Origin of the sequence: Brevundimonas intermedia (assembly GCF_027922165.1) — a bacterium.
Taxonomy (GTDB): domain Bacteria; phylum Pseudomonadota; class Alphaproteobacteria; order Caulobacterales; family Caulobacteraceae; genus Brevundimonas; species Brevundimonas intermedia.
In genome coordinates this window covers 174,067-193,301 of sequence record NZ_BSFD01000003.1, presented here as the reverse complement: position 1 = coordinate 193,301, position 19,235 = coordinate 174,067, and the positions used below count along the sequence as shown (strand labels likewise).

General features: G+C 67.3%; 16 protein-coding genes. 6 read left to right on the top strand and 10 right to left on the bottom strand.

The window, feature by feature from the left end; translation table 11 throughout:
* Positions 1 to 86 precede the first annotated feature (86 nt).
* Positions 87 to 2,825 (top strand): exo-rhamnogalacturonan lyase family protein, encoded by a 2,739-nt coding sequence (locus PKE72_RS08160; RefSeq protein ID WP_271164878.1) that lies wholly within the window; start codon positions 87 to 89, stop codon positions 2,823 to 2,825.
* Positions 2,826 to 2,868: 43 nt separating this feature from the next.
* On the opposite strand, the gene PKE72_RS08155 is transcribed toward PKE72_RS08160, so the two are convergent.
* Genes PKE72_RS08155 through rhmD form a run of 4 tightly spaced genes read right to left on the bottom strand, consistent with a single transcriptional unit; the run spans position 2,869 to position 6,588 of the window.
* Positions 2,869 to 3,771, bottom strand: a complete 903-nt coding sequence (locus PKE72_RS08155; RefSeq protein ID WP_271164877.1) for an amidohydrolase family protein — start codon at positions 3,769 to 3,771, stop codon at positions 2,869 to 2,871.
* A 10-nt stretch (positions 3,772 to 3,781) separates the two neighbouring features.
* Complete coding sequence (locus tag PKE72_RS08150) at positions 3,782 to 4,531, bottom strand: SDR family NAD(P)-dependent oxidoreductase (protein WP_271164876.1); 750 nt, start codon at positions 4,529 to 4,531, stop codon at positions 3,782 to 3,784.
* The gene (locus PKE72_RS08145) at positions 4,528 to 5,376 is read right to left on the bottom strand and encodes a 2,4-didehydro-3-deoxy-L-rhamnonate hydrolase (RefSeq protein WP_271164875.1); all 849 of its coding nucleotides are present in this window, start codon (positions 5,374 to 5,376) and stop codon (positions 4,528 to 4,530) included. The genes PKE72_RS08150 and PKE72_RS08145 overlap by 4 nt, the downstream gene beginning before the upstream one ends.
* Positions 5,377 to 5,394: 18 nt before the next feature.
* Positions 5,395 to 6,588, bottom strand: coding sequence for an L-rhamnonate dehydratase (gene rhmD, locus PKE72_RS08140; RefSeq protein WP_271164874.1), 1,194 nt, complete (start codon positions 6,586 to 6,588; stop codon positions 5,395 to 5,397).
* Between the two features lie 140 nt (positions 6,589 to 6,728).
* On the opposite strand from rhmD, the gene PKE72_RS08135 reads away from it, so the two are divergent.
* The 3 genes from PKE72_RS08135 to lldD are packed head-to-tail and all read left to right on the top strand — an operon-like array spanning position 6,729 to position 9,462.
* The gene (locus PKE72_RS08135; protein ID WP_271164873.1) at positions 6,729 to 7,535 is read left to right on the top strand and encodes an IclR family transcriptional regulator; all 807 of its coding nucleotides are present in this window, start codon (positions 6,729 to 6,731) and stop codon (positions 7,533 to 7,535) included.
* Positions 7,536 to 7,557: 22 nt separating this feature from the next.
* Complete coding sequence (lra1, locus tag PKE72_RS08130; RefSeq protein WP_271164872.1) at positions 7,558 to 8,319, top strand: L-rhamnose 1-dehydrogenase Lra1; 762 nt, start codon at positions 7,558 to 7,560, stop codon at positions 8,317 to 8,319.
* Between the two features lie 9 nt (positions 8,320 to 8,328).
* The gene (gene lldD, locus PKE72_RS08125; protein ID WP_271164871.1) at positions 8,329 to 9,462 is read left to right on the top strand and encodes an FMN-dependent L-lactate dehydrogenase LldD; all 1,134 of its coding nucleotides are present in this window, start codon (positions 8,329 to 8,331) and stop codon (positions 9,460 to 9,462) included.
* Here the strand turns inward: lldD and PKE72_RS08120 are convergent.
* The 3 genes from PKE72_RS08120 to PKE72_RS08110 are packed head-to-tail and all read right to left on the bottom strand — an operon-like array spanning position 9,459 to position 13,371.
* Positions 9,459 to 10,673 carry an SGNH/GDSL hydrolase family protein gene (locus PKE72_RS08120; protein ID WP_271164870.1) on the bottom strand — a complete coding sequence of 405 codons (1,215 nt, stop codon included), beginning with the start codon at positions 10,671 to 10,673 and terminating at the stop codon, positions 9,459 to 9,461. The genes lldD and PKE72_RS08120 overlap by 4 nt on opposite strands.
* Positions 10,670 to 11,458: a DUF6250 domain-containing protein gene (locus PKE72_RS08115; protein ID WP_271164869.1), complete on the bottom strand. Its 789-nt coding sequence runs from the start codon at positions 11,456 to 11,458 to the stop codon at positions 10,670 to 10,672. The genes PKE72_RS08120 and PKE72_RS08115 overlap by 4 nt, the downstream gene beginning before the upstream one ends.
* A complete protein-coding gene (locus PKE72_RS08110; protein ID WP_422653189.1) occupies positions 11,455 to 13,371 on the bottom strand; it encodes a rhamnogalacturonan lyase in 1,917 nt (638 codons plus the stop codon). The genes PKE72_RS08115 and PKE72_RS08110 overlap by 4 nt, the downstream gene beginning before the upstream one ends.
* A 142-nt stretch (positions 13,372 to 13,513) precedes the next feature.
* Here PKE72_RS08110 and PKE72_RS08105 point away from each other — a divergent pair, with 142 nt between their 5' ends.
* On the top strand, positions 13,514 to 14,488 hold the full coding sequence (locus PKE72_RS08105) for a bile acid:sodium symporter family protein (RefSeq protein WP_271164867.1): 975 nt from the start codon (positions 13,514 to 13,516) through the stop codon (positions 14,486 to 14,488).
* Here PKE72_RS08105 and PKE72_RS08100 read toward each other — a convergent pair.
* Positions 14,481 to 14,891: a hypothetical protein gene (locus PKE72_RS08100; protein WP_271164866.1), complete on the bottom strand. Its 411-nt coding sequence runs from the start codon at positions 14,889 to 14,891 to the stop codon at positions 14,481 to 14,483. The two genes, PKE72_RS08105 and PKE72_RS08100, sit on opposite strands and share 8 nt — an antisense overlap.
* Before the next feature lie 92 nt (positions 14,892 to 14,983).
* Between PKE72_RS08100 and PKE72_RS08095 the strand changes: the two genes are divergently transcribed.
* Positions 14,984 to 15,721 carry a cyclic nucleotide-binding domain-containing protein gene (locus PKE72_RS08095; RefSeq protein WP_271164865.1) on the top strand — a complete coding sequence of 246 codons (738 nt, stop codon included), beginning with the start codon at positions 14,984 to 14,986 and terminating at the stop codon, positions 15,719 to 15,721.
* A gap of 233 nt (positions 15,722 to 15,954) precedes the next feature.
* Here the strand turns inward: PKE72_RS08095 and PKE72_RS08090 are convergent, their stop codons facing one another.
* Together PKE72_RS08090 and cydD are read right to left on the bottom strand one after the other, a co-directional pair.
* Positions 15,955 to 17,610 carry an amino acid ABC transporter ATP-binding/permease protein gene (locus tag PKE72_RS08090; RefSeq protein ID WP_271164864.1) on the bottom strand — a complete coding sequence of 552 codons (1,656 nt, stop codon included), beginning with the start codon at positions 17,608 to 17,610 and terminating at the stop codon, positions 15,955 to 15,957.
* Positions 17,607 to 19,208: a thiol reductant ABC exporter subunit CydD gene (gene cydD / locus PKE72_RS08085; RefSeq protein ID WP_271164863.1), complete on the bottom strand. Its 1,602-nt coding sequence runs from the start codon at positions 19,206 to 19,208 to the stop codon at positions 17,607 to 17,609. Before cydD ends, PKE72_RS08090 begins: the two co-directional genes overlap by 4 nt.
* Positions 19,209 to 19,235: the final 27 nt, after the last annotated feature.

The window sequence follows — 19,235 nt, the reverse complement described above, 5'->3', positions numbered from 1 at the left end:
AAGGGCCGTCGTTCGAGAGGACGGCGGCCCACTTTTTTAGTTTTGAGTTCTGACGCCAGCGTCAGTTCGGGCGAACGGAGCATTCCATGGCCTGTGTCAAACCTTCTCGCCGCGCCCTTCTGCTGGGGGCGGGCGCTTTGGCGGCGGCCCAGGCCGTCAGTGGGCCGGTGCTGGCCGCGGCGCGCAACGCGCCCGTCGATACCCCGTTGCGATGGCTGGACGGCGAGAAGCCGGCACGGCTTGAAGGCGCGACCTTCGGCGTGCCCTGGCCCCGTGGCGCGGTACGGCCGAGCCAGGCCTTCAGGCTCCGCAGCGGCGACGGCCGTGAGACCCCGACGCAGTCCTGGCCGATCGCCTATTGGCCCGACGGCTCCCTGAAATGGTCCGCCCATGCGGTCACTCCAGATGCGGCGGTCGAGGGCCTGTCCATTCTTCCGGGCGCGCCCAAGGCGCCGGCCCGGCCCGTGCGCGTCGTCGAAGACGGCGCCGAGATCGTCGTCGCGTCCGGCGATCTGGAATGGCGTATTCCCAAGTCAGGTCCGGTGTTGGTGTCGCAGGCGTCGCGCGCCGGTCGCGTCACCGTCCAAAACCTCTCGCTGGTCGCCCTGTCCCAGGACAAGGCTGAACTGGCGCCGACCGGCGTGGTGCAGTCGGCGCGCCATGCGGTTCAGATCCGCAAGGTGACGGTCGAACAGACCGGCCCGGTGCGGGCGGTGCTGAAGCTGGACGGCGTGCACAGCGACGGAAGCCGTGAATGGCTGCCGGTCTCGGTTCGCCTATATTTCTACGCCGGCGCGGAAAGCGTCCGCATCGTCCACAGCTTCATATTCGACGGCGATCCGGCCCGGGACTTCATCCGGGGCCTGGGCGTCGTGGTCCAGGCGCCGATGACGGACGAAAGCTATAATCGCCATGTCCGCTTCTCCGGCGAAGGGCCTGGAGTCTGGGGCGAGGCGGTGCGGACCCTGACGGGGCTGCGCACCCGCGCCAATCCTACGCCGGCGGTGCGAAGCGCCCAGATTGAGGGTCAGGCGGTGGTCCTTGCCGATCTGCCCGAGATCCTTCGCAACGACGGTCTGCAGTGGATTCCGGAATGGGGGGATTTCACCCTTTCCCAGCTCTCGCCGGACGGCTTCACCCTGCGCAAGCGCACGTCCGACGGGCACGCCTGGATCGATTCCAACGCCGGCGCTCGCAGCCGAGGCCTAGTCTACGCCGGCGGCGCGACAGGCGGCGTGGCGCTCGGTCTGAAGGATTTCTGGCAAAGGGCGCCGACGGGGCTTGAGGTGCGCAACGCCCATACAGACGCGGCGCAGATCACCGCCTGGCTGTGGTCGCCAGAGGCCCCGCCGATGGATATGCGCCCGTACCGCAGCGCCAACGGCATGGATACGACGGCCGAGGAAATGGTCGGCCTGAACATCACCTATGAGGACTATGAGGATGGCTGGGACGACGCGCACGGCGTCGCCCGCACCTCCGAACTGACGCTGTGGGCCCTGGGGGCGACGCCGTCGCACGCCGAGTTTTCGGCCATGGCCGAACAGGTGGCCGATCCAGCCCGTCTGACGGTCGAACCGGCGCGCCTGCACGCCGCCGGGGTGTTCGGAGACTGGGGCCTGCCAGATGCGTCCACGCCCATCCGTCAGGGGCTGGAAGGGCGTCTGACCTATCTGCTCGACCACTATATGAAGGAGGCCGAGCAGAGGCGCTGGTACGGCTTCTGGTCGTATGGCGACGTCATGCACACCTATGACCCGGACCGTCATATGTGGCGGTACGACGTGGGCGGATACGCCTGGGACAACTCCGAGCTCTCGACCGATCTCTGGCTGTGGACCAGCTATCTCCGCACGGGACGCGCCGATCTGTTCAAGTTCGCCGAGGCGATGACCCGCCATACGGGCGAGGTCGATGTCTATCATCTGGGGCGGTTCAAGGGGTTTGGAACGCGGCACGGCGTGCAGCACTGGTCCGACTCGTCGAAACAGCCGCGGGTCTCGAATGTCGCCTATCGTCGGATCTATTATTTCCTGACCGCAGACGAGCGGGTGGGCGATCTGATGCGGGAACTGACGACGTCAGAAGAGGCCCTGCTCAACGTGGACATCTCGCGCAAACTGCCCCCAGCGCCCGGACGGGCCGTTCCAGAAGGGCAGGTGGTGTCAGGTTTCGGAACCTCATGGGGCGCCTTCATCGCCGCCTGGCTGACAGAATGGGAGCGAACGCGCGACCCGCGTTGGCGCGACCGTATCCTGAACGGGATGAACACGATCGCCGGCCTGAAACGCCGCTGGTTCGCGGGTGAAGCGCCCTTTGACTTGGCCACCGGCCGTTATCAGGGGCAGGGCGACTATGTCGGGGTGTCGCATCTCAGCGCGGTGTTCGGGGTCGTCGAGATGACGTCCGAGTTGCTGGATCTGCTGGACGTGCCCGCCTATCGCGCCGCCTGGCTGGAATATTGCCGCTACTATAATGCGCCGCCGGCCGAAATTTCGGCCCTGCTCGGTACTGTCCCGCCGGGGCGCTCGCTGGTGGAGGGGCATTCGCGCCTGACCGCCTACGCCGCCCATCAGGAGAATGACCACGCCCTGGCTCTACGCGCCTGGTCCGAGTTCCTGGGGCGGGACGCGCAGAGCCTGCGCGCCTTGCTGAACGCCCGGACGACCACCGTCGGCGGGGTGGATGTGTTGCGTCCCATCGAGGAAGATCCACAGGTTTCGACCAATGACGCGGCTCAGTGGAGTCTGGCGGCCATTCAGAACCTGGCTCTGGTCGGAGACAGTCTGGAGGAAGCCGCCTTGCGGATCGGCTTCACGTCATGAAGACAGTGCGGGCGGCCGTCGTTCTGCGGCCGCTCGCCCCCGTTCAAATGCGGTAGATCGTCTCGGCGTTGGCGGCGAACAGACGGTCGCGCTCGTCGGCCGAGAAGTCGGCCGTGATGGCGTCAAAGGCCGAATAGAAGGCGTCGAAGGTTCCGTGGACGCGCTCGACCGGGAAGTCCGAGGCGAACATGGCGCGCTCGGTCCCGAAGACCTCGATACATTCAAGCACCGTCGGTCGGATGGATTCCAAGGTCCAGGCGCGGTCAGTAATGCCCAGGCCCGAGATCTTGATCGATGCCTGGGGCTGGGCGGCCAGAAGGCGCAGGCCCCTGCGCCACCGCTCCATGCCGGCTGCGTCGCGGTCGGTCGGCAGACCGGCGTGATTGACGATGATCGGTATGTCGGGGTGGCGGGCGGCGATGATGGCCGCCGTCGCCATCTGCGACGGATAGAGCTGCAGGTCGAACGACAGGCCATGGCGCGCCAGTTTGGCGAACCCCTCGACCCACTGCGGATCGCGCAGCAGGTCGCGGTCGGTATAGGTCTTCAGCGGATCCTCGTGCCAGCAGACGATCTGACGCACGCCGCGCACGTTCGGCCGCGCGGCCTGGGCCTCCAGCAAGGCGTCCAGGTCGGGGTCCAGCAGGTCGGCGCCGGCGACGACGCCGTGGGGATAGGCCCGCTGATCGGCCATAGCCTGAAGCCAGTCCGTCTCGGACAGTTGCTGTCCCCTCGGCTGGCCGGCCTCGACATGGACGATCTTGTCCAAGCACCATCCGGCCGTGTCCGACAGATAGTCGTCCAGCAGATAGTTCCTGTGCGCGATGGCGGACATGTCCCCCGCCGGATTGTTCGGCAGGGGATCGTCCTGAAGCCAGCCATAGCGCGCGCGTGACAGGTCCCACAGGTGGACGTGGGGATCGACGATGCGAAGGCCCGACGGCACCCGTCGGACCCTAGTAGGTCGTGCGGCCGCCAGACGTGTCGAACGTCGAGGCGGTGGTGAAGCTGCACTCTTCAGAGGCCATGAAACACACCATGGCCGCACTCTCCTCGACCTCGCCCAGGCGGCCCATCGGGATCTTGGAACGCATATAGTCGACCTGGCTCTGGGGCAGTTGCTCCAGGATCGGGCTTTCGAAGGTCGCAGGCGTCAGGCTGTTGGCTATGACGCCCTTGCCCGCCAGTTCCTTGCCCAGTGACTTGGTGAAGCCGATCACGCCGGCCTTTGAGGCCGAATAGGCGCTTGCGTTCGGATTGCCCTCCTTGCCGGCCACCGAGGCGACATTGACGATACGGCCATAGCCGTTCTCGAGCATGAAGGGCACGATGGCGCGCGAGCAGTAGAAGACGCCGTTCAGATTGATGTCGACGACGCGCTTCCAACTGTCGATCGGGAACTCATGCACCGGAACTGTGGCGCCGGTGATCCCGGCCGAGGCGACTAGGATGTCAATCCGGCCCAGCCGCTTGGCGGATTCAGCCGCCGCCGCCGCGACCGCGTCAGGATCGGCGACGTCCAGGGCGATCACATGGGTCGCGCCGACCTCGTCTGCCGCCGCCGCCAGCGCATCGGCGTTGAGGTCCCACAGCACCACCTTGCCGCCCTCGGCGACGATGCGGGCGGCCGAGGCCCTGCCCAACCCAGAGGCGCCGCCGGTGATGACGGCGGTGCGGCCTTCGAACCGTCCTGCGTAAGCGCTCATCGGGTCCATTCCACGAAAGTCTGGCCCTGCTCGCCCAGCTTCTGGATGCCCAGGCGAACCGTGTCGCCGGGCTTCAGGTACAGGGGCGGCTTTTGGCCTAGGCCCACGCCGGGCGGGGTGCCGGTGGTGATCAGGTCTCCGGGCTCCAGCGTCATGAACTCCGACAGATAGGAGACGATCTCGGCCACACCGAAGATCATGGTCCGGGTGTTGCCGGTCTGCATCCGCTTGCCGTTCAGGTCCAGCCACATGTCCAGGTTCTGGACGTCGCCGACCTCGTCGGTCGTGACCAGCCAGGGGCCGACGGGGCCGAAGGTGTCGCAACCCTTGCCCTTGTCCCAAGTGCCGCCGCGTTCAGTCTGGAAGGCGCGCTCGGACACGTCATTGATCAGGACATAGCCGGCGACATGGTCCAGCGCCTCGGCCTGGGTGACATAGGTGGCGGTCTTGCCGATGACGACGCCCAGCTCGACCTCCCAATCGGTCTTTTCGGACCCGCGCGGGATGATGACGTCGTCGTTGGGGCCGTTCAGGCAGGTGATGGCCTTGGTGAAGACCACCGGCTCGGCCGGGATGGGCAGATTGGACTCCTCCGCATGGTCGGCGAAGTTCAGGCCGATGGCGATGAACTTGCGGCTGCCGTTCACCGGCACGCCATAGCGGGGCTGGCCCTCGACCAGGGGGAGGGTGGCCGGATCGATGGCCTTCAGGGCCTCGAGCGCCGGGCCGTGCAGTTGTTCCGGCGTAATGTCGGCGATGACGCCGGACAGGTCGCGAATGCGGCCCTCGGCGTCCAGCGTGCCGGGTTTTTCGTGACCCTTGGGGCCGTAGCGCAGCAGTTTCATGGGGTGAGGTCTTTCGTCTTAGCGCGCGTACGGGCGGTGCAGGGCGATGTCGCGGTTCAGTTCGACGCCGAAACCGGGGGCGTCAGGAACCTTCAGCCTGCCGTTCACGGGAACGGGTTCGCCGATCAGCTGGGGGTGGAACATGGGCACGACCTCGTCGGCGCCGGGGGCCATCATCAGGAACTCCGCGAACGGGCTGTTATGGCGCGTCACCACGAAGTGGTAGGAATAGACTGACGATCCGTGCGGGATCATCAGCACGCTCTTGGCGTCGGCCATGGCGGAGATCTTGATCAGTTCGGTTACGCCGCCGCACCAGCCTACGTCCGGCTGGATGATGTCGCAGCATTCCATTTCCAGCAGCATGCGGAAGCCCCAGCGGGTGGCTTCATGCTCGCCGGTGGTGACCAGCATCCCCTTGGGCGCTTTCTTCTTCAGCGCCTGATAGCCCCAGTAGTCGTCGGGGCTCAGCGCCTCCTCGATCCACTTCAGACCCAGCTTGTGCGCCTCTTGCGCCAGGCGGGTGGCGTAGTTGAGGTCCAACGCCATCCAGCAGTCGAACATCAGCCAGAAGTCGTCGCCACAGGCGTTCCGCATCGCCTCCAGCTCGGCCAGGTTCTTGTGCAGGCCGTCCTCGCCCTCGGCGGGGCCGTGGTGCAGGGGCATCTTGCCGCCGATGAAGCCCAGTTCCTTGGCTTTGTCGGGGCGGGCGCCGGTGGCGTAGAAGGTCAGTTCGTCGCGAACAGCGCCGCCCAGCATGGCGAAGACGGGTTCCTGTCGCAGGCGGCCCAGCAGATCCCACAGCGCCAGATCGACGCCCGAGATGGCGTTCACCACTAGGCCCTTGCGGCCATAATACTGGGTGGAGAAATACATCTGGTCCCAGATTTTCTCGACCTCGGAGGGATCGCGCCCCTCCAGAAACCGCGCCAGGTGCTTCTCGACGATATAGGCGGCGGGTTCGCCCCCGGTCGTCACCGCGAAGCCGACGACGCCGTTCTCGGCCTCGATCTCAACTACCAGCGTGCCCAGAACATTGATGCCGAAGCTGCGGCGGCTCTGGCGATACTCGGGATATTTCGCCATCGGCGTGGCGATGTGGTCGTCGATCCAGTGACCGTCGCCTTGATCGTGATAGTCCGCGCCGCCGCCCGTCCCGTCGTTCTTCACGACAAAGGCGCGCACGTGTTTTATCTTGGGGAGCCTGCTCATCGACGCACCATAGAAATTGGGCGATAGATTCCCACATATCGGGACATCACTGGATTTCTTTCTCGAACCGCGCCAATATTGGTCCCGATTCCAGGATCAACTTGCGCGCTTTGCTACATTCTGAGAATGAGGATTACGAAATGGGACGAGTGACGTCAATCAAGACCGCGCAGGTCGATGGGGAAGAAGAAGTCGGCGCCAAGGCGTCCGGCAGCCAGACCCTGCTGCGGGGGCTGGACGTAATCGAAGCCCTGATCGACGGTCCCATGCCCTTGGCTGAACTGTCCGAAAAGCTGGAGCTGACACGCAGCACCACCCACCGTTTGGCCTCGGCCCTGGTCGATCGCCGTCTGTTGTCGTTCCGGCCGCGTGAAGGTTACAGCCTGGGTCCCAAACTGCTGGAACTGGGCCACGCCGCTAGCCAGCAGATGCACCTGCCGCGTATCGCCCGCCCCTGGCTGGAACAGTTGTCGGAACAGACGCAGGATACGGTCCATCTTGGCGTGCTCGACGGCCGGCACGCCCTCTATCTCGACAAGGTCGCCGGCCGGCGTCGCATCAATATCGGCTCTCGCCTGGGGGAGCGGCATCCCATCGCCTCGACGGGTTTGGGCAAGGCGCTGATCCTCGACATGTCCGAGCCGGAGTGGATAGACTTCTACGCGCCTGAGGGCGTTGCCTTCGATTCGGCCGCCCGTGCGGTCTGGCTGGAGCGGATGCGCAGTTACGCCCAAAAGGGCTACGCCTTTGACCTGGAAGAGAACGAGGATCAGATCCGCTGCGTCGCCGCGCCGGTTCGGTCGGTTGACGGGCGGATCGTCGCCGCACTCAGCGTCTCTTCCGCCGCTCAGTACATGTCGGACGCCCGAATGGCGGAACTGACCCGCACCGTAACTGAAGCCGCCGACGCCATCAGCGCGGACCTCGGCTGGCTGCCCAAACGCTGAACTGTAAATCGCCGGAGCCTCCATGCTGCTTGAAGACAAGGTCGTCCTGATCACGGGCGCATCACGGGGCATAGGCAGGGCGACAGCGCTTGAAGCTGCCCGTCAGGGTGCGAACGTCGCCATCAACACCTATCGTGACGCCAAAGCCGCCGCCGAGGTGGTCGCCGAGATCGAGGCCCTGGGCCGTCGGGCCGTCGCCATCGATGGGGATGTGGCTCTGCCAGACAGTGCGACAGGCTTTGTCAGCGCGGCGGTCGAGGCGTTCGGCCGCGTCGATGTCTTCGTCTCCAACGCCGGCATCTGTCCCTTCCACGCCTTCCTCGACATGCCTGTCGAGACCCTGCGACGCACGATGGAGGTCAATCTTCACGGGGCCTATTTCATGACCCAGGCGGCCGCAAACCAGATGGTGAAGCAGGGGGAGGGCGGAGCTATCGTCGCCATCAGTTCGATTTCGGCTCTTGTGGGCGGCGAAATGCAGACTCACTATACCCCCACCAAGGCCGGGGTTCACAGCCTGATGCAGTCCTGCGCCGTCGCCCTGGGCCGACACGGCATCCGCTGCAACTCCGTCCTGCCGGGCACCATCGCCACCGACATCAACAAGGACGATCTCGCCGACCCGGCCAAGCGCGAATATATGGAAGGGCGCATCCCGCTGGGGCGTCTGGGGCGGCCTGAGGACATCGCTTCGGTCGTGGCCTTCCTGGCCTCGGACATGGCGTCCTATATGTCCGGCGCGGCTCTGCTGGTCGACGGCGGCGCCTTCGCCAACTTCCAGTAGGACGCCAGGGTGATCATCTCCTCGCCGGGCGACTATCGCGAAGCCGCGCGCCGCAAGCTGCCGCCGTTTCTATTCCATTACATTGATGGCGGCGCCTATGCCGAACAGACCCTGCGGCGCAATGTCGAGGACTGGCAGGCCATCGCCCTGCGTCAGCGCGTGCTGCAGGACATGTCGAGTCTGAACCTCGAGACCCGGCTGTTCGACGAGACCCTGCGCCTGCCGATCATCCTGGCGCCCGTGGGCCTGACGGGCATGTACGCCCGGCGCGGCGAGGTTCAGGCGGCCAAGGCGGCGGCCTCGCGCGGCCTGCCCTTCACCCTGTCCACCGTCTCGGTCTGCCCGATCGAGGAGGTGGCGCCGGCCATCGACCGGTCCATGTGGTTCCAGCTCTATGTCCTGCGCGACCGGGGCTTCATGCAGAATGCGCTGGAGCGGGCCAAGGCTGCGGGGGTGAAGACCCTGGTCTTCACTGTCGATATGCCGACGCCGGGCGCCCGCTATCGCGACGCCCATTCGGGCATGAGCGGCCCCCATGCCGAGATGCGTCGCATGATCCAGGCCATGACCCATCTCGCCTGGACCTGGGACGTCGGGGTGCGGGGGACGCCGCATGATCTGGGCAATGTCTCGGCCTATCTGGGCAAGCCGACGGGGCTGGCCGACTACATCGGCTGGCTGGGTCAGAATTTTGACCCGTCGATCTCCTGGAAGGATCTCCAGTGGATCCGCGACTTCTGGGACGGGCCAATGATTATCAAGGGCGTGCTGGATGCCCAAGACGCCCGCGACGCGGTCAGTTTTGGCGCCGACGGTATTGTGGTGTCGAACCACGGCGGCCGCCAACTGGATGGCGTCCTTTCATCGGCGCGGGCCTTGCCGGCCATCGCTGAAGCGGTGAAAGGCGATATCCGGATCCTGGTGGACTCAGGCGTTCGCAATGGGCTGGATGTGATCCGCGCCATCGCCCTGGGCGCCGACGCGGTCATGTTGGGTCGAGCCTTCGTCTATGCCCTGGCGGCGGAGGGACAGGCCGGTGTCGAAAACCTGCTCGATCTGTTCGAGAAGGAGATGCGGGTGGCCATGACCTTGACCGGAGCCAAATCGATTCAGGCTGTCAGCCGCGACATGCTGGCCATCTAGCGAAACAGGTTCAGATCGATCGCATCCGCCATCGCTCTGAAGCCGGCGTCATTGGGATGGAGGCGGTCGCCGCTGTCATAGGCGGCCGCCAACCGGGTGGGGCTGGCAGGGTCGCGCATGATGAGGTCGAAATCGATGACGCCGTCTGCTTCGCCCTCGCTGCGTATCCAGGTGTTGACCGCCTGTCGCGCGGACTCGCCGGGTTCCGACCAATAGTTGGCTCCTTCGTAGGGGAGGATGGTCGCCAGAAACACCCGCAGACCTCGTGCATGCGCGCGCGCGATCATCTGCCGATATCCGGCGATCAGATCGGCTGCGGTCGGTGGGTGCGGGTCCTTGTCCCGCCAGGCCATGCCGATGTCGTTGACGCCTTCCAGGATGATTACGTCGGTCGCGCCGGGCACAGCCAGAACGTCGCGATCAAATCGCGCCAGCGCTGAGACTCCCAATCCGGCGCGCGGATTGAGGATGCGGTTGCCCGAGATCCCGGCGTTGGCCACGGCGATATCAGTCAGTCCTGCCGCCTGGAGCCGCCTGGCCAGTAGGTCCGGCCATCGGCGATCCGCGTCGCGCGTGCCGTTTGCCCCGTCTGTAATGGAATCGCCGAGGGTGACGATGACTCTGGCGGGGCGCGCACGCTCCACGTCCACCCCCGACAGCAGCACGCGTTGGGTGGTCGTGACGGCGTCGGTCAATTCGGGCGCTGAGGCCTGATCGCCGGGACCGACCTGGCCGGTCGCCAGGCCGAGCAGGTGGATCGTCGGCTGCGGAACCTCGTCGGGCAGATAGAGGCTGACGGTCAGTCGCGACAGCTCAGGCAAGTCGAGATCGACGGGATCGCTCAGGATCGGCGCGCCGCCCGGTAGGACGGCGCCGGGCCGTCCATCGAACTTCACGTCCCGTTCGGAACCGGCCACAGGCGTCCCGTCATCGCCGATCAGGAAGACCGTCGCGCGCCCGATCCGCACCGGCGCGTCTCCGAACTCGTTGGACAGCCGAAGGCGGAACCGTTCGCCGCCGAGGCTGACGCGAACCGTCTGCCGCACAGTGGTGTTGTTCAAGGGCGGAGGCATGCGGTCGGCCGTGGCCGCCAGGGGCGCAGCGTACCAGCTGCGCGCCCAGTACGGTTGCGGCTCTGTTTGTTGCGCTTGGGCCGGCGCGGTGTTCAGCACCGCCAGGATGGATACTAGCGCGAGAAGGAGGTTTTTCATGTGGTGCTGCCTGGTGGGGTCGAACCGGCTCTGGTGCGGACCTCGAAGTCGCGCACGGCCATATGGTTGAAGGTGGTACGCAGTCCAAACCAGCCCTCGCGATAGGGCTGGGGGTCTTCCAGGGCGAACATCCGGCGGTCGTCACGCCAGTATTCGATGTGGCTTGCATCGGCGATCAGTCGGATCCTGTAGGGCCGGTTCGGGGCGATCAGATCCTCAGGCGCGCTCAGGTCGTGGTGCGCGAGCAGGGGGCGCTGACCGTTGCCGGCATAGCGACGAAAGCGCGAGGTCGTGTTGCCGTTGCCGCCGAGGCCGACGTAGTAGGTCCGCAACAGGTCGTAGTCGGCGAAGGCGCCCGAGCGTGGAAGCGCGATCAGATCCTCCGGGCTGCGCGGGTCGGTCGCCATCCAGAAGCAGTTAAGGTCGCTGACACGGTCATTCGGTCCGCCGGCCGATATGGCCCGGGCGGTGAAGCTGATTTCAACGGGGGACGTCAGCCGCTGGCGGAACCAGGCCGTTGCTCCTCGGGGCGTGTCGAACCACATCGCGCCGTCTGCGGCCCACACCTTCCCCAGGCCGTCCTCGCGTTCGATCAGCCAGGACGTCAGTCCCTGTCGAAAGTCGTCCGCATAGAGGCGGCCCGCGTCGCTCCGACCACCAACGGGGATACTCGCGCAGCCGGAGACGGCGCCCACTCCGGTAAGGCCGAGACCCGCCCCACTGATGCCGGCGGCTAGGGCGCTTCGCCTCGACCAGCCGCGAGGCGGGGCCTGGCCCGTTCTCATCGAACCGCCTTCAAGTCCGTCTCGGGCGTGAAACCGGGGTGGGAGGGCTGGTTGTAGGCCGAGTTCTGCCCCGAGATCTGCGACCGATACTGCGCGTCGTGCATCAGGGTCGTGTGCCGGATCGCAGTCGGGTAGGGGGTGACGTAGATCCTCAGCGCCGTGTTGTCCTCGGTTCGGAGTACCACTTCCTCGCGCCAGTCGCCCAGAATGTCCGCCGCCAGCACCGGCGTGGCTTTGGTCCCATTGTTGGAGGCCGCGCCCTCGGCGACCAGCAGCGAAACAGACCGTTGGTTCGCCCAGTCCCATTTGAAGATCCGCGCACCGTCCAGCAGTTCGCGTTGGGCGTCGCCGTCCCACCAAATGGCGAAATTGACCTGGGCCGGTCTGGTATGGGCGATCACGCTTCCGTCCGCCGCATACAGGTCCGTGCCGTTGCTGGCCCAGGCTTCGGCGCCGGGATGGCGTGGATCGATGTCGGCGGCGACGCCCCGCCCAACGTCCCGCTCTGAGGGGGTGCGCCACAGGATTTCGCCGGACTGGGCGTCGATCATGGCGCTGCCGACGCCGCCGTTGCCGCGCATGTCTTCATGCACCCCGAACTTCTCCAGGCCGGGCCGGGTCGGGTCCAGATCGCCGACGTGCATGGCGTCGCCGTGGCCCAGTTCCGTCGTCCACATCGGCGCGCCGTCGTCGTCGATCGCCATGGCGCCGTAGACGATCTCTTGCCGTCCGTCCGCGTCCAGATCGGCGACGCTGAACTGATGATTGCCCTGGCCGGCGAAGCCTTTCGGCGCGGTGTCGCTGTCGAAGGTCCAGCGCTGTTGCAATCGACCGTCACGCCAGTCCCAGGCCGCGATCACCGTCCGGGCGTAATAGCCGCGCGCCATGATGATGCTGGGCAGCCGTCCGTCCAGAAAGGCCGTGCCGCCCAGATACCGCTCAGACCGGTTGCCGTAGCCGTCGCCCCACAGCGCGGCCATTTCTGCGGAGGAGGGGTTGTCCGTCCCTTGTCCCCGCGACGGGACATAGGGGGCGCTGGCCAAGGCGCGCCCCGTGGCGCCGTCGAAAACGGTCAGATATTCCGCGCCCGAGAGAATACGGCCGGTCAAGGGCGCGGTCAGGCTGCCGTCCGGCTTCCGTTCGGCGCCGGTTCTGTCCCGACTGGCGATCTCGCCACCACTTTCGCGCCAGTCTGCGGCCGGATCGCCCAGCACCACGCCGATTCCATCCACGGTCCCGTCGGCCGTTTTCAAGGCCAGTTCCGCGCGGCCGTCGCCATCGAAGTCCTGAACCGCCATCTGGGTGTAGTGGGCGCCTGCGCGGATGTTGCGCCCCAGATCGATCCGCCACAGCCGAGCGCCGTCCAGCTTATAGGCGTCGATCAGCGTCGGGCCCGTATAGCCGGCGAAGGCGTTGTCCTTTGCGTTTGTGGGCGCCCACTTCAGGACGATTTCGTATCGGCCGTCGCCGTCGAGATCGCCGACCGACCCGTCGTTGGCCTCATATTCATAAGCCACGCCGTCAGGGGTGACCCCGCCCGGCGGGCGATCAAGCGGTATCGTCACATAGCCTTGAGGCAGGCTGAGAGCAGGTTCCAGGCCGCCGCTTCCCGCCGCCTGCACCGCATAGCGGGCGTTCAACGTGCCTTCCTTGTCGACCCAGCCCGTTACAGTGGACACAGGGCGAGGGGTGATCTTTCGGCCATCCCGGTAGACGTCGAAAGCCTGGTCTGATGGATCCGAGGCGTTCAGCCGCCAGTGGATCAGGACCCCCCCAGTCTGCGCGGGGCCGACGATCGCCGACCTGTCCAAGGCTTCTCGCAAGGGCGTCGTCGGTTCACTGCTCGCCGCGATGGGCCGAACCAATATCGAGGTTCCGACTAAGGCGACGCCGACCGATCTGAAACAGCTCACTCAATCCACTCCCAGGACACTTCATTTTAGAAGTTTCATTTGATGAGACAATATCTCATTTGTCGGCGAATGTAGCGCCATATCCTATTCGCCCAGCGACGTGAGCTTTTGTTTCGGCAGGGCGGAGGCTAGGAGCGGCGGCATGAACGCCCTGCGCCGATTGATCGACCCCTATCTGCTCATGCTGATCGGCACAGTGGTGCTGGCGGCCCTTGTACCGGCGAGGGGCGTCGGGGCGGATGTGGCGGAGGTCGCGGCGACGGCGGCGATCGCCCTGTTGTTCTTCCTGTACGGGGCGCGTCTGTCGCCTGGGGCGATCTGGGCGGGGCTGTCGCACTGGCGGCTGCAGGGGATGGTGCTGGCGGCCACCTTCGTGTTGTTTCCGCTTCTGGGGCTGGCGGTGTTCTGGGCTACGCGGGCCTGGCTGGCTGAGGATCTGAGGATCGGGCTGTTCTATCTGTGCCTGTTGCCCTCGACGGTGCAATCGTCGATCGCCTTTACGTCCATCGCGCGAGGCAATGTACCGGCCGCTCTGTGTGCGGCCTCGGTGTCGAACCTGGCGGGGGTGGTGGTCACGCCCCTTCTGGTGATGCTGTTGCTGCCGGTGGGAAGTGCGGGGGTGTCGCTGTCGTCCATCGAGAGCATCGCCTTGCAGATCCTGGCGCCCTTCCTGGTTGGGCAGGCGGCGAGACCGTTGATCGGAGGCTGGCTGGTGCGTCACGGGCGGCTGACCTCGGCGGTGGATCGGGGCTCGATCCTGCTGGTGGTCTATGTGGCCTTCAGCGCGGGCGTCGTGTCCGGGGCCTGGAGCCGGCTGTCGCACCTGGATCTGGGGCTGGTCGTTGTGCTGGACCTGGTCATTCTGGCCGTCGCCCTGGCGGTCACGACCCTGGGCAGCCGAAGACTGGGCTTCTCGCGCGAGGACGAGATCGCCATCGTCTTCTGCGGGTCCAAGAAGAGCATGGCCAGCGGCCTGCCCATGGCGGCCATCCTGTTCGCCGGGCAGAGCGTGAGCCTGATCGTCATCCCGCTGATGCTGTTCCATCAGATCCAGCTGTTCGCCTGCGCGGTGCTGGCGAGGCGGTATGCGCAGGCGCGCCCGGACGAGGTCAGATGACGCGGTGAAGCACGGCGGCGTCGGCGATCTGGCGCATGACGGCCTCATAGCCCGGCGCGTCGAGGGGGCTGGACAGGCCGATGGAGCTGCAGCCCCGGCGGGCCAGGTCGCAGGCGGCGGCGACCAAGGGTTCGATCAGCTTCTCGGGCCGTAGGAGGTCGAAGGCGACCAGGGTGTCGACCATGAACTGCCGCTCGCCCGAGGGGGTGGTCGAGATGGAATAGGCCAGTATGGCCCGGACGCACTCGTTGGCCACGGCGGCGAGCACTCCGCCTGAGGCGGGGGGCGCGTCGACCCGGGCGCGCCAGGAGTCCAGCGTGAGGCGCGGGTTCCCAATGTGGGCCAGCACATAGGTCTGGTCGGCTTCGTCGCTTTCGAGGCGGCGATATTGGAGGGCGCTCATTCTCGCCCCCTTAGGCCATGGACGAAATGGCCGCCTTGATCTCCGTCAATCCGTTTGCGTCCATTGGATGCGAGGCCTAACCTCTGCGAACCATGCTCGAACTCAGGTCCCTGCCTACAGACTGCGCCCAGCGCCGACAGGATTCGGTGTGTTCGACCTGCGGCGCGCGGGCGTTCAGCGTGTGCAGCAGCCTGGATCCTTCCGATCTGGCCGGGCTGGACGCCATTGCCGAGCGGGTGACGCTGAAGGCGGGCGAGTCCCTGATCCGCGAGGGGGATCCCGCGGTCCACCTGTTCAACATCACCTCGGGGTCGGTGCGAATTTACAAGCTTCTGCCGGATGGGCGGCGTCAGATCACGGGCTTCCTGTTCGCCGGCGACTTCGTCGGTCTGGCGACCGGTCAGGACTACGCCTTCTCGGGCGAGGCCATCGAGGATGCGACCCTGTGCCGGTTCCGTAAGACCGATTATCGCGCCCTGATCCGCGAGCGGCCGCTGCTGGAAGAGGCCCTGCTGGATCGGGCGACGCACGAACTGGCGGCGGCGCAGAACCAGATGCTGCTCCTGGGCCGCAAGACGGCGCAGGAGCGGATCGCCTCCTTCCTGCTGGACCTGCCCACCCGCGACCCGCTGCGGCCGTCGGCCGAGGACCAGGTGCGGCTGCCGATGACGCGCTCGGAGATCGCCGACTATCTGGGCCTGACCATCGAGACCGTGAGCCGGGTGCTGACCAAGCTCAAGACGACCGGGGTGATCCGGTTGTTGGCCCTGAACGAATTGCGGATCGAACAGCCCGACCGCCTGCGCGACATCGCCGAGGGCGAGACCTAGGGCGGCGCGCCGATCTGGATGGCGCCGTGGCGCTGTCACGAAAACAGGGTGACAAAGCGCCAAAAGCGCCAAATCCCGCTCCATCCGCCCCCCCGTCCTCGCGCCCATATTGACGCCCGAAGAGATTGTAACCCACCCCGGCGCCCTGTCGGGTCAAGGGGCGAAAACGGGCCTCAAACCCGCGCGCCGACACGTATCCTAGCGCGCGCAAATAAATTTCGGTGGAGCCGTCTCTAGACCAGGGCCTGCTGACGGTGCGCCGTCAGACGCACGCGGCCGTCGGGCGTCAGGCCTTCGACCCGGAAGGTCCGGTGGCACAGGCGGGTCGGGGCGGGGCGGTGGCTGACGATGATCAGGCCCTGGCCGGCGGCCTTCAGGCGGCGGTCGAGCGCGGCCAGGACCTGGGCTTCGGTCGCGGGGTCCAGGCCCTCGGTCGGTTCGTCCAGCACCAGCCAGGGCGCGGAGCGCAGATAGGCGCGGGCCAGGCCGAGGCGACGGCGTTCGCCGCCGGACAGGCGCTCGCCATTGGGGCCGACGCGGGCGTCCAGACCGAGCGGGTCGGCGCGGACCCGGTCGGCCAAGGCGGCGTCTTCGAGCGCGGCCCATAGGGTTTCATCGTCCGCAGGACCGGCCAGCAGCAGGTTTTCGCGGATCGTGCCGTCGATCAGGCGGATGTCCTGGGCCGCGTAGGCGAACAGGGACAGTCGGTCGTGGGGGGCGATGTCGGCGATGTCCAAGCCGCCCAGTCGAGCCTCGTCCGCGACGGCGTCGCGCAGACCGACCAGGCGTTCGATCAGGGTGGTCTTGCCCGCGCCTGACGGACCGATCAGGCCAAGACGCAACGGCGGCGACATGCGGTCGCCGTCTGCGGAAAGGGTCAAGGTTGCGGTGGTCGGAGCAGACCCCTGCCGCGCCGACGAGGGCGAAGCCAGGGCGTCGAGGCGGGCCGTGGCCTCCACGGCGGCGCCGTTCTGCAATAGGGCGCCGACCAGACCGGCGGCGGATTCGATGCCCATGACGGCGGCCAGGGCGGCGAGGGCCGTCATCGGCAAGGGCGCGCCCAGGGTGGCGGGAATGACGGCGGCGACGGCGAGGCCCGTGACCGCCGCCTGCCAGGCGGCCATCCAGCCGCCGGCCTGGCTCAGGGCGATCTGGGCGCGGTCGAGACCGGCGGCGGCGTGGGCTGCCTCGCCGGCCGCCCAGCGATCCAGGCCATAGGCCTTCAGCTCCGGGGAGACGGCCTCGAGCGCGGACAGCCGATCCTTGAGCGCGCCCGTGGCGATCTGAACCTGGCGACCGGCGGGGGCGGCCAGGCGACGGGCGAGCAAGACCGAGCCCGCCGCGCCGAGACCCATGGCGAGCAGCAGCATCAGACCGGCGAGGGGGCTGGCCATGCCCGCGAGCAGGGCGGACGAGGCGACGCCCGCACCCATGGCCCAGGGCGCCGAGAGCCGGACGAACAGGGTCTGGACCGCGTCCACATCCTGCACCAGTCGGGCCGAGGCCTCGCCCGAGGACAGAGCCAGGGCCTGGGCCGGAGGCGTGGAGGCGAGGGCGTCGAACAGTTGCGGTCGCAGCCGCGCCAGAGCCTTCAGCGCCGCCTCATGGCCGGCGACGCGTTCGATATAGCGGGCGCCGGTGCGCAGGACGGCCAGCAGACGGATGGTGGCGCTGGGCATCATATAGTTGAAGGCCTGCACGGCGGCCGATCCGGCGACGCCCGCGATGGCGGCGCCGGTGATGAACCAGCCTGACAGGCCCAGCAGACAGGCGGCCGCGACCGCAACAGTCGCGCCCCCAGCGGCGGCGAGGCGCAGGCGGCTTCGTTGAGCCTGACGTTGCGCGGCGATCAGGGCGCCGACGCGCGAGGGAAAGGGACGGTTCGTCACAGGCGCACCACGCGGTCGGCCATGGCCGCGACGGCGGCGGAATGGGTGGCGATCAGGGTCGTGCGGCCCCGCGTCGCCTGACGGATCAGGTCCAGCATGGCCTCTTCCGAAGCGGGGTCCAGATTGGCCGTCGGTTCGTCCAGCAGCAGGATGGGGGCGCGCTTCAGAATGGCGCGGGCCAGGCCCAGACGCCGCCGCTCGCCGCCCGACAAGCCGCCGCCGCGTTCATCGATGGGGCGGTCCAGGTCGCCGAACAGGCCGGCCTCTCCGGCGGCGACCAGAATGCGGCCGGGGCAGGCGGAGGGATCGGCCAGACGGATATTGTCGCCCAGCCCGCCCGGCACGACGACGGGGTTCTGGCTGGCCCAGGCGATCTGGCCGGCGAAGCCACCCGCCTCGCTGAGCCGCGCGCCGCCGACTTCGACCTCGCCGGCGGTCAGGGGCGACAGGCCCAGGAACAGGTGCAGCAGGCTGGACTTGCCCGAACCGCTGGCGCCGACCAGGGCCACGATCTGGCCGGGGCGGACGTCGAGGTCGAAATCGGCGATCACGGGGGCGGCGTCGCCATAGGCAATGGCGACCTTGGTGAAGCGGATCGCCGGGGCGTCTTCAGGCAGGATATGGCGGTCCCGGGCCCGGGCCTCGGGCGTGATCAGGGCGGGGACGGCGGATTCGGCGGCCTGACGGTCGTGATAGGCGGCGGCGAGGCGACGCAGGGGCTGATAGACCTCGGGCGCGAGGGCCAGGACGAAGAAGGCGCGGCCCAGGTCCAGCTGTTCGGGGGCCGGGAAGGGGAGCAGTTTCAGCAGGTTGAAGCCACAATAGACGGCGATCAGGGCCACGGACAGGGCCGAGAAGAACTCCAGCACCCCTGACGACAGGAAGGCGATCCGCATGACGCGGTTGGTGCGCCGCTCCAGCTCGTCGGAGGCGCGGGCGATTTCAGCCGTGGTGCGGGCGCGGGCGTCGAAGGCCAGAATAGCGGGGAGGGCGCGCACCCGGTCCACGAACAGGCCCGACAGCCGTTCCAGCGCCTGGAACTGGCGGCGGCTCTCGCCCGCTGCGGCGGTTCCCGCCAGGATCATGCCGAAGATGAAGGGCAGCAGGGTGAAGATGAGGATGCCGGCCGAGAAGGGGCTGGCCACGGCGGCGACGGCGATGATCAGCAGGGGCGACAGGCCCGCAGCCATCTTCAGCGGGGTGAAGCGGGACATGTAGCCGTCCAGCGCGCCGACGCCTTCGACCACGGCGGTCAGGCGATCATCGGAACGGGCGCCGCGTCCGAACAGGTCGGCCAGCAGCCGGTCGCGCACGCTGGTCTTGACCGAGCGGCCCAGGCGCGCGCCGACCACGACTGCGGCCTGGCCCACCAGGCCGCGCGAGATCAGGCTGACGACCGCCAGCAACAGCCAGGGCAGGGCGGCCAAGGGCGAGACGCCGAAGGTGGCCACGGTCATGGCCAGGCCGCCGGCGAAACCGACCGCCGGAACCACGTCCGCCACAGCCAGAAGACCCGCCAAGGCCGTCAGCCGGCGCCAGGGCGCGGCGGCCTGTTTCAGCCAGGCTGCGGGGGAAGCCGTGATCGGCGCCGAGGTCATTCGAACACTCCAGCCTCGGGACGCCCC

Bases quoted from the DNA above. Each gene is read 5' to 3' on its own strand.
- PKE72_RS08135 (WP_271164873.1), top strand. From the start codon at position 6,729: ATGGGACGAGTGACGTCAATCAAGACCGCGCAGGTCGATGGGGAAGAA.
- PKE72_RS08160 (WP_271164878.1), top strand. From the start codon at position 87: ATGGCCTGTGTCAAACCTTCTCGCCGCGCCCTTCTGCTGGGGGCGGGC.
- PKE72_RS08115 (WP_271164869.1), bottom strand. From the start codon at position 11,458: ATGAGAACGGGCCAGGCCCCGCCTCGCGGCTGGTCGAGGCGAAGCGCC.
- PKE72_RS08100 (WP_271164866.1), bottom strand. From the start codon at position 14,891: ATGAGCGCCCTCCAATATCGCCGCCTCGAAAGCGACGAAGCCGACCAG.
- PKE72_RS08145 (WP_271164875.1), bottom strand. From the start codon at position 5,376: ATGAAACTGCTGCGCTACGGCCCCAAGGGTCACGAAAAACCCGGCACG.
- PKE72_RS08095 (WP_271164865.1), top strand. From the start codon at position 14,984: ATGCTCGAACTCAGGTCCCTGCCTACAGACTGCGCCCAGCGCCGACAG.
- lra1 (WP_271164872.1), top strand. From the start codon at position 7,558: ATGCTGCTTGAAGACAAGGTCGTCCTGATCACGGGCGCATCACGGGGC.
- PKE72_RS08105 (WP_271164867.1), top strand. From the start codon at position 13,514: ATGAACGCCCTGCGCCGATTGATCGACCCCTATCTGCTCATGCTGATC.
- rhmD (WP_271164874.1), bottom strand. From the start codon at position 6,588: ATGAGCAGGCTCCCCAAGATAAAACACGTGCGCGCCTTTGTCGTGAAG.
- PKE72_RS08120 (WP_271164870.1), bottom strand. From the start codon at position 10,673: ATGAAAAACCTCCTTCTCGCGCTAGTATCCATCCTGGCGGTGCTGAAC.
- PKE72_RS08150 (WP_271164876.1), bottom strand. From the start codon at position 4,531: ATGAGCGCTTACGCAGGACGGTTCGAAGGCCGCACCGCCGTCATCACC.
- cydD (WP_271164863.1), bottom strand. From the start codon at position 19,208: ATGACCTCGGCGCCGATCACGGCTTCCCCCGCAGCCTGGCTGAAACAG.